We start from the raw sequence: 9,289 nt of genomic DNA on the forward strand, positions 1-9,289 counted from the left end.
CGAGGGCGAGGGCGAGGGCGACGGGGCGGAAGCGTTGCGAAAGCCACTTTCGCAACCTTCGACGTTGCGAAAGTGGCTTTCGCGACACCCTAGAGGGGCTGTTCCTGCCCACTCTTCGCCGATGGCGTGGTCCACGCCCGGTGCTCGCTCTCCCGCACCTCTTCCTCGGCCGTCTGCTCCAGCCGCTTCATCGCGAACCGCAGGATCGGCGGGGCCATCAGCGAAGTGACGATCGCGACGAGGATGACGATCGTGTAGATCTCCACGCTGAGGATGCCGAGCCGCAGGCCGACCATGGCCACCACGATTTCGATGACGCCGCGCGCGTTCAGCCCGGCGCCGAGCGCCAGCCCTTCCCATTTGTTCAGGCCGCTGAGCCGCGCCCCGGCGTACGCGCCGACGAACTTGCCGATGATGGCCAGCGCGAGCACCGCCAGCCCGGTGAGCAGCACCTGCGGGCGGATCAGCGCGGTGAGGTCCATCCGCAATCCGGCCGTGGCGAAGAAGATCGGCGCGAAGACCGACAGGACGACCGTCCGCAGTGGAGCGAGCTTGACCGGGTCGACCTTGCCCGCCGTGCTGATCAGGATGCCGCAGAGGAAAGCCCCGAAGATCGCTTCCAGACCGAGGGCCTGCGTCCCGGCCGAGGCCAGGAGTATCAGGACGACGGCGGCGGAGACGGTGAGCCCGGGGCCGTCGGATCTGGCCGCGGTGCGCAACACGCCCCGGACGAGTGGCCTGCCGATGGTGAACGCGAAGACGAGGACGCCGATCAGGTAGCCGAGCGAGAGGAGCACGGCGCCCGCCGACACGGCGGTGACGGCCATCGCGCTGACGATGGAAAGCATGAACCAGCCGAAGGCGTCCTCGATCGCACCGGCGGCGAGGGTGAGCTGCCCGACGTTGCGGTGCAGCAGCTTCATGTCCATCAGGGTCTTGGCGATGACCGGGATGGCGCTGACGCACAGCGCCACACCGAGGAAGAGCGCGAAGACGGTGATGTCCGTGCCTTCGGGCACTAGCACCTTGGGCAGTACGTAGCCCGCGCCGATTCCCAGCCCGAGAGGAACGATCAGCCCGCCGAGTCCCACGCCGGCGGCCGCGGCGCGCCGTCGGCGGAGCAGGCCCATGTCCATCTGCATGCCGGTGAAACCGACCAGCAGGATGACCCCGATCTGCCCGACGGCGTCGAGGAGGTGGAACTGCTCGGCGACGGCCGGGAACAGCCAGCCGTGCAGCCCCGGCGCCGCCCAGGCCAGCAACGACGGACCGAGGAGCACCCCGACGACCAGCTCGCCGACGACCGCGGGCATCCCGAACCGGGCGGCCAGCCGTCCGAAGGCCACCGCGAGCAGGAGCAGCAAACCGACCTGGAGCAAGAAGAGCAGGAGACTGTGCGCGGCGATCGGGGCGACCGGCGCGGGAAGCGAGAGAAGCACCTTCCTCCTTCGGGAAAGATCGGAAGATCAGCCGTACCGGGTGACCCGTGTGTTCAGCCGCCGCGCCGCGCTCGCCGAGTCGCAGCCTGCCAGGCCCAGCGCGTTCCGGAGTTCGACGGCGAGCAGGTCCAGCGCCTGCCGCGCGCCGTCCTGGCCCGCCGAGGCCAGCCCCCACATCACCGGCCGCCCGACCAGCACGGCCGACGCGCCCAGCGCGAGCGCCTTCAGGATGTCCCCGCCGGACCGGATCCCTCCGTCCAGCAGTACTTCGCAGCCGCCCGAGACCGCGTCGACGATCTCGCCGAGCATTTCGGCCCCCGGTACGGCGCCGTCCAACTGACGGCCTCCGTGGTTGGACACCACGATTCCGGCGACGCCCGCGTCGACGGCGCGAGCGGCGTCCTCGACCGCGAGGATCCCTTTGAGCACCACCGGAAGGTTCGTCTGCGCGCGGACGGCCTCGACGGATTCCCAAGTGGCGGCGGCGAATTCGCGCGCGGTGTGGTCGGCGACGGCCGAGCTTCCGCTGGTACGGCGGTGCGCGGCCGCTCCGGCGTCGAAGTTGGCCGCGGTCACCGATTCCGGCAGCGCGAAGCCGTTCCGCATGTCCCGCAAGCGGCGCCCCATCCAGGGCACGTCCACGGTGAACACGATCGCCTCGCAGCCGGCTTCCTCCGCGCGGCGGACGAGCTCCAGGGACCGCTTCTCGTCACGCAGCCAGTACAGCTGGAACCACGGCCGCCCGCCGACGGCCGCGATCTCCTCCAGCGGGACGCTGCTCAGCGTGCAGATCGTGTACGGCACCCCGGCGTCGCGCGCCGCGCGAGCCGCGGCGAGCTCGCCTTCCGGATGGAACAACCGCTGGTACGCGACCGGCGCGACCGCCACGGGCAGCGCGGCGCGCCGGCCGAGAACCTCGGCCTCGACGGTGGCATCGGTCAGATCACGCAACATCCGGGGGATCACGAAGATCCGTTCGAGCGCGGCGCGGTTGGCCTCCAGCGATGCCTCCGTGCCGCTGCCCCCGGCGAGGAAATCCCAGATCTCGCCGGGAAGGACAGCGCGCGCGGCCCGTTCGAGGTCGTGCAGGGAGAGGTGGGTCATCGGCGGGCGGGGCCGTTGCTCTGCCCGGTCCGCTCCAGCTCGACGGCTTCGTACAGGGCCTTGATGTTCGAGCTGCCGAACGTTCCCGCGCCCTGCCGCTCGATGATCTCGAAGAAGATCGTCTTGCGCGGATGCGTGGAGGCGGTGAAGATCTGGAACAGCTGGCCGCCGTGGTCCTCGTCGGCGAGCAGTTTCGTCTCCCGCAGGTCGTCGAGGGAGTGCGTTTCCAGCTCGATCCGCTCGCCGAGCAGGTCGTAGTAGGTGTCCGGGGTCTTCAGGAATTCCACGCCGCGCCCGGAAAGCTCCTTGACCGCGCGGACCGCGTCCGGGCTGGTGAAGGCGATGTGCTGGATGCCCGCCCCGTGGTGCTCCTTGATGAAGTCGTCGATCTGGCCCGGGTCGGCGGTCTTGTCGGGCTCGATCAGGGTGAGGGTGACCGCCCCCGAAGCGCTCTGCACGACGGTGGAGTTCATCGCCTGGGAACCGACCACGATGTGCTCCTCGAAGATCTGCTTGAACCCGAGGGCGCGCTCGTAGAACGCCACCGTGGGGCCGAGATCTCCGGCGTTGAGGCAAACCGCGAAGTGGTCGATGAGGTTCAGGTCGACGCCGCCCCTGCCGCGGAAGGCCGCCGGCGCCTCCTCGACGTCGTCACGCTGGATCAGCGTGTGCACGACGTCGCCGAAACCGCTGACCGTGGCCGTGACGACCGAGTCCGCGCGCTTCCCCGGCTCGCGGACGGCTTCCGCGCCGGCCTTCACCGCGATCTCGAAGGCGGCGGCCACGTCGGTCGTGCGCAGCGCGATGTCGGCCACGCCTTCACCGTGGGTCTGCAGGTACGTCGCACCGGGGTGCCGGTCGGACAGCGGCTCGGTGAGGACCAGGGCGATCTCGGCGTGCCGCAGCGTCACGCTCCGGTGGTCGGCGGACCGGTCGGTGGCGGCGACGGAGAAGTCGTACTTGTCCATCCAGCCGGACGCGGCCACCTCCAGGTTGGCCACGTACATTTCCACGTACTCGATCTCGAAATTCTGTGTGGTTTCGTGAGAAGACAAGACATTCCTCCGTGGAATAGATGTAATCCTCGATCACAGGATGACGCGAAGCCAATTGCGCTTCAATGGTGTCCGCTTGACACCTCCGTCCACAGAGGACGGATTCGCGCTCAGCGTCCGGCGAACCGCACCGGGAGTTCCCGGTATCCCTGCACGACGACCGCGCGCAACCACGACGGCTCCCGAACCAGGTCCACCCGGGACACTCGTTCGGCCACCTCGCGCAGCACGACCGCCAGTTCGATCCGCGCGAGCGCGGAGCCGAGACAGTGGTGCATTCCGTGGCCGAAGGCGATGTGGCGGTTCGGTTTCCGGTCCGGCCGGAACGTGTCGGGATCGTCGAAGACGGCGGGATCCCGGTTCGCGGCGGGAAGCCACGCGACCACCGGGGTGCCGGGTGCCAGGTCGCGGCCGTTGATCGTGACCTCGCCGGTGGACACGCGGAGCACGTGCATCGCGGGCGAGGTCCAGCGCAGCACCTCGTCCACGACGGTGTCGACGTCCGCGCCGCCGTCCCGGACGGCCGAGAGAAGACCCGGCACCGTCGCGAAAGCGTGCACCGCGCCGGTGATCGCGTGCCGGGTGGTCTCGTTGCCGCCGATCAACACGTTGTCGCAATTGAGGACCACATCGTCGATCGAGAGGCTGTCGTCGGACAGCAACGTGCTGACGAGGTCTTCGCCGGGGCTTTCGCGGCGCGCGCCGACGAGTTCGTCGAAGTAGACGAGGATCTCGGTATGCGCCTGACGCGGCGTCATCCCGTCGAACAGTTCGTCCTCACCGCCGAAAGCGTGGTTGGTCAGGTCGATGAGCATGTCCTGGTCTTCGACCGGAACGCCGAGGATCTCGCAGACCACGGCGGCGGGGATGCGCGGGCCGATCGCCGCGGCGACGTCGCATACCTCGCCGTCGAGCGCCCGGTCGAGCACGCCGCGCACCTCTGTCCGCACCCGCTCCGACAGTTTCCGCGCGGACGCCCTCGACAGCAGCGGCCCGACCAGCTTGCGCAGTTTGCGGTGCTGCTCCTGTTCGGAGACCACCATCATCTGGCCGCCCGAGTTGTCGGGATGGTCGCGGTCGAAACCGATCATCATCCCGTATTCGGAGGTGAACGGCGCCGACGGCGCGAGCACCGCGGCGCACGCCTGGTGCGAGAACACGGACCAGAAGCCGCCGGGCGAACTGCCCGGCTCACTCCACACCATCGCGTCTTCCAGCGCGAGTTCGCGCCAGCGGTGGTGCCGGTCCAAGGTGGTGTACAGATCGGGGTCGCCTAGATCGACGGCTGCCGTCGTCCGCATGAATGGTCTCCAGGTCAGGGGTGAGCGCCGTCGAGGACCTTGGCGAGCCGCGCCACCGTCGGCGCGTCGAAGAAGGCCTGCACCCGCAGCCGGATCTTCAGGCGCTCGCGGATCCGGCTCACCAGCCGGGTCGCGAGCAGCGAGTGACCGCCGATTTCGAAGAAGCTGTCCTCGACACCGACGCTGCTGACGCCGAGCACTTCGGCGAACAGCTCGGCCAGGATGATCTCGGTGGGGGTGAGCGGTGCCCGGCCCGCCGCGCGTCCGGCGTGCTCCTCTTCGGGCGTGGGCAGGGCGACCCGGTCGAGTTTGCCGTTCGGCGAGACCGGCAGGCTCGGCAGGCCGACGACGACGTCGGGCACCAGGTACGCGGGCAGCCGCTTCTTCAGCGGCGGCAGCAGGTGCTCGGCGTGCACCCGCGCGCCGGCGGCGCCGACCACGTAGGCGACGAGCCGGTTTTCGTGTTCGGTCACGACCGCCTGGGCGACGCCGTCCACCGCGAGCAACGCGGCCTCGACCTCACCCGGCTCGATCCGGTGGCCGCGCACCTTCAGCTGGTCGTCGACCCGGCCGACGAAGACGTACTGACCGTCCTGGCGCCTCCGCACGCGGTCGCCGGTGCGGTACATGCGGCCACCCGGCCCGCCGAACGGATCCGGCAGGAACCGCTCCGCGGTCGCGGCCGCTCTCCGGAGGTAACCGCGGGCCAGACCGGGGCCCACCGTGTACAGCTCGCCCTCTTCCCCGTCCGGGACGGGCCGCAGCAGATCGTCCAACACGTAGGTCCGGACGCCGGTGATGGGCCTGCCGATCGGCGGGGTGTCCTCACCGGTCAGCGGCTCGCTGGCGGTCACCGCGACGGTGACCTCCGTCGGGCCGTACGCGTTGATCATCACGCGGTCCGTGGCCCAGCGTTTCGCGACCGGCGCGGGGCACGCCTCCCCCGCGACCAGCAGGGTCAGCCCCGTGGGCAGACCACCGGCCTCCTCCAGCGGGGCCAGCGCGGACGGCGGCAGCGTGACGTGGGTGATGCCCTGATCGCGCACCAGCCTGCCGAGCGGTTCGCCCGGGACGAGGTCCGGCGCGGACGCCAGCACCAGGCAGCCGCCGGCCTGCCAGATCGGCCAGAACTCGGCGACCGCGGCGTCGAAACTGGGCGACGCGAAGGCCAGCAACCTGCTGGACGGCACCAGCTTCTGACGGCGCACGTAATCGTCGGCCAGGTTCGGGATCCCGCGGTGCGTGACCAGCACGCCCTTCGGCTTCCCCGTCGAGCCCGAGGTGTAGATGACGTACGCGGGGTGGTCGGGAAGCAGCGGCGAAAGCCTGTCTCGGTCGTCCAGGTTCGGCCCGGCCCGGCCCGGTTCCCGTTCCACGTCGAGGATCACGGGCGCACCGGTCACGTCCTGGCCGGGCAGGCGCAGCAGGCACTGGGCCGCCGTGTCGTCCAGCATGTGCCGTTTGCGTTCCTCCGGATAGTCCGGATCGACGGGCACGTACGCGGCGCCCGCCTTGTGCACGGCCAGGATCGCGACGACGAACTCGATCGACCTCGGCATGGCCAGCGCGACCAGCCCCTCCGGGCCGACCCCGTGCGCCACGAGCCTTCGGGCGAGCCGGTTGGCTTCGCCGTTCAACTCGGCATACGTGAGCGTTGTCGAGTCCATCGCCACCGCGGGCCGATCCGGCAGCACGGCCGCGGTCGCCTCGAACAGGGCCGGTGTGGTGGCCGCCGAAAGGACGGTCATGCGGTTTCCCCCAGTGTCTCGCGGGATTCGGTGCGGAGGAACCGGATCAGCTCCCGGTTCACCGCCTCCGGGTTCTCCAGGTAGCCGAAGTGCCCGCAGCCGGGAACCGTGCGGAAGGTCGCGCCGGGGATCGCGGAGGCCAGCTCCAGTCCGGCGGCCGGTGGCGCCACGAGGTCGTGCTCGAAAGAGACGACGTGGCACGGCACCTTGATCGCGCGGTAGGCCTCGAGCCGGTCAGGCAACGCGCTCAGCAACAGCTGCGCCCGGACCCCGGGCCCCCAGGGGCCCGCCGCCTCGAACAGGTCGAGCCAGTCTCCGGTGAGGTCGTCGTCGGCGAGTGTCGCGGGGCCCAGGTTGTGCATGGCGCGGATCGCGGCGAGGAAGCCCGGCGGCAGCTCGGTGCCCTGCTCGATCAGCTTCGCCTCGCCTTCCGCGAGCACACGCTGGACGAGACTGCTCTTGCCGCAGGCGGCCATCAACAGGACCGAGTCCACCAGCTCCGGACAAGCGAGTGCCAGCTCCTGCGCGATGTACGAACCCATCGACGTGCCGATCACCCGGCAGGGCATCGCGTCGAGGTAGTCGATCAACGCGGCGACGTCCGCGACGAGGTCTTCGATGGTGAATCCGCCCGCACCGTCGTCGCTCGGCGGAATCCCGCGATTGTCCATGGTGATCACGCGGAAACCGGCGGCGCGGAGCGCGGGTACCTGATACAGATCCCACACCGAGCTCGGCGCACCGGTGCCGGTCAGCAACAGGACCGGCGGACCGTCACCGAAGTCGTTGTAGGACAACCGGATCCCGTTCTCGGTTGTCATCAGCATGATGCTCCTCCCGGAGAATGGCGCGAAGCCGACCGTACCTTCGGAGATCGAGTGTCCGAACTATTCGGCATGGACGCCCCAGAGCTCGTCCGGGAAACGGGAATGACCCCGGGCGTCCACGGACTCTCTTGACACCTGAACGGCGTATGGAAATCCTAGTATTCATGGATTCAAACGGTCTGTCCACTCACTTGAACGTGGAAACGCTGCACGGATCGCTCACCGATCCGGCCATCTCGTCGATGAATCTGCTGAACGAACTGATCGACGAATACCCTGTGGCCATTTCCATGGCGGCAGGCCGGCCGTACGAAGAGTTCTTCGACATCCGACTCATTCACGAGTATCTCGACGCCTATTGCGCGCATCTGCGCGACGATCGGAAAATGGACGAGGCGGGGGTCACCCGCACCCTCTTCCAATACGGCACCACCAAGGGTGTCATCGCCGACCTCATCGCGCGCAATCTCGCCGAGGACGAGCACATCGACGCCACTCCCGAATCCGTGGTCGTCACCGTCGGCGCGCAGGAGGCCATGTTCCTGGTCCTGCGCACGCTCCGCGCGAGCGAACGGGACGTGCTGCTCGCGCCCGCGCCCACCTACGTCGGCCTGACCGGGGCGGCGCTGCTGACCGACACCCCCGTCTGGCCGGTCCGGTCGAACGAGAACGGCATCGACCCGGACGACCTCGTTCTCCAGCTGAAGCGGGCCGACGAACAGGGCAAGCGGGTCCGGGCCTGTTACGTGACCCCCAACTTCGCCAACCCCACCGGCACCAGCATGGATCTGCCGTCCCGGCACCGGCTCCTCGACGTCGCCGAGGCGCACGGAATCCTGCTACTGGAGGACAACGCGTACGGGCTGTTCGGGGCGGAGCGGCTTCCCTCGCTCAAATCCCTCGACCGGTCGGGATCCGTGGTCTATCTCGGTTCCTTCGCCAAGAGCGGTATGCCCGGTGCCCGGGTCGGTTTCGCGGTGGCGGATCAGCGGATGGCCGACGGCGGCCTGTACGCCGACCAGCTTTCGAAGCTCAAGGGCATGCTCACGGTGAACACCTCCCCCATCGCGCAGGCGGTGATCGCCGGGAAGCTCCTGCTCAACGATTTCAGCCTGACCAAGGCCAACGAGCGGGAAATCGCCATCTACCAACGCAATCTGCACCTCACGCTGGGCGAGCTCAAGCGCAGGCTCGGCACGTGTTCCGGGGTTTCGTGGAACACGCCGACGGGCGGGTTCTTCGTCACCGTCACGGTGCCGTTCGTCGTCGACGACGAACTGCTGGAGATCTCGGCCCGCGACCACGGCGTGCTGTTCACCCCGATGCACCACTTCTACGGCGGCAAGGGCGGGTTCCACCAGCTCCGGCTGTCGATCAGCCTGCTGACGCCGGAACTGATCGAAGAGGGCGTCTCCCGGCTCGCCGACCTGATCACTTCGCGCCTCTGAGCTTGCCTCCGAGGTACATGAAGGCCCCCTTCATTGCGCTAGGCGCAGTGAAGGGGGCCTTCATGTACTTGGGCGAACGCGCGGGACGCGGGAAGGCGGGTCCGGCAGGAGGGGGTGTTGCGAAAGCCACTTTCGCAACCTTCAACGTTGTGAAAGTGGCTTTCGCGACACGTCTCCACCTCGGGCGGCGCCCAAGGAGTGAAGGCCTCCTTTACTACCTTGAGGGTAGGTAAGGAGGCCTTCACGGACCTTGCGACGCGGCCAGAGAGCGAAGCCGCTGGCCGAAGTCACCGCGGAAGCAGTGTCGGCGGACGCCAGCCCGCCTGGGTGACGCTCCCGGCGAGGACGTCGCCGGGAGCGCCGTGCG

At 68.9% G+C, this 9,289-nt stretch carries 7 protein-coding genes; 1 reads left to right on the forward strand and 6 read right to left on the reverse strand.

The genetic code is table 11. From position 1 onward, the window contains the following. Positions 1-89: 89 nt before the first annotated feature. The 6 genes from CFP71_RS41050 to CFP71_RS41075 form a co-directional block, all read right to left on the reverse strand. A complete protein-coding gene (locus CFP71_RS41050; protein ID WP_093939280.1) occupies positions 90-1,439 on the reverse strand; it encodes a cation:proton antiporter in 1,350 nt (449 codons plus the stop codon). 27 nt (positions 1,440-1,466) lie between these two features. Beyond that, positions 1,467-2,543 (reverse strand): alpha-hydroxy acid oxidase, encoded by a 1,077-nt coding sequence (locus CFP71_RS41055; RefSeq protein ID WP_093939281.1) that lies wholly within the window; start codon positions 2,541-2,543, stop codon positions 1,467-1,469. Next, the gene (gene hppD / locus CFP71_RS41060; RefSeq protein WP_093939282.1) at positions 2,540-3,598 is read right to left on the reverse strand and encodes a 4-hydroxyphenylpyruvate dioxygenase; all 1,059 of its coding nucleotides are present in this window, start codon (positions 3,596-3,598) and stop codon (positions 2,540-2,542) included. Before hppD ends, CFP71_RS41055 begins: the two co-directional genes overlap by 4 nt. Positions 3,599-3,708: 110 nt before the next feature. Then, complete coding sequence (locus CFP71_RS41065; RefSeq protein WP_093939283.1) at positions 3,709-4,899, reverse strand: cytochrome P450; 1,191 nt, start codon at positions 4,897-4,899, stop codon at positions 3,709-3,711. Between the two features lie 14 nt (positions 4,900-4,913). Then, the gene (locus CFP71_RS41070) at positions 4,914-6,647 is read right to left on the reverse strand and encodes an amino acid adenylation domain-containing protein (RefSeq protein ID WP_093939284.1); all 1,734 of its coding nucleotides are present in this window, start codon (positions 6,645-6,647) and stop codon (positions 4,914-4,916) included. Continuing rightward, complete coding sequence (locus CFP71_RS41075; RefSeq protein WP_093939285.1) at positions 6,644-7,474, reverse strand: alpha/beta fold hydrolase; 831 nt, start codon at positions 7,472-7,474, stop codon at positions 6,644-6,646. The genes CFP71_RS41070 and CFP71_RS41075 overlap by 4 nt, the downstream gene beginning before the upstream one ends. A 164-nt stretch (positions 7,475-7,638) precedes the next feature. On the opposite strand from CFP71_RS41075, the gene CFP71_RS41080 reads away from it, so the two are divergent. Further along, a complete protein-coding gene (locus tag CFP71_RS41080; protein ID WP_093939286.1) occupies positions 7,639-8,922 on the forward strand; it encodes an aminotransferase-like domain-containing protein in 1,284 nt (427 codons plus the stop codon). Positions 8,923-9,289: the final 367 nt, after the last annotated feature.

It is taken from the genome of Amycolatopsis thailandensis (assembly GCF_002234405.1).
In the GTDB taxonomy this organism is placed as follows: Bacteria; Actinomycetota; Actinomycetes; order Mycobacteriales; family Pseudonocardiaceae; genus Amycolatopsis; species Amycolatopsis thailandensis.

Excerpts from the sequence above, each read along its gene's own strand:
- CFP71_RS41080 (WP_093939286.1), top strand. The coding sequence starts at position 7,639 with ATGGATTCAAACGGTCTGTCCACTCACTTGAACGTGGAAACGCTGCAC.
- CFP71_RS41055 (WP_093939281.1), bottom strand. The coding sequence starts at position 2,543 with ATGACCCACCTCTCCCTGCACGACCTCGAACGGGCCGCGCGCGCTGTC.
- CFP71_RS41075 (WP_093939285.1), bottom strand. The coding sequence starts at position 7,474 with ATGCTGATGACAACCGAGAACGGGATCCGGTTGTCCTACAACGACTTC.
- CFP71_RS41065 (WP_093939283.1), bottom strand. The coding sequence starts at position 4,899 with ATGCGGACGACGGCAGCCGTCGATCTAGGCGACCCCGATCTGTACACC.
- CFP71_RS41070 (WP_093939284.1), bottom strand. The coding sequence starts at position 6,647 with ATGACCGTCCTTTCGGCGGCCACCACACCGGCCCTGTTCGAGGCGACC.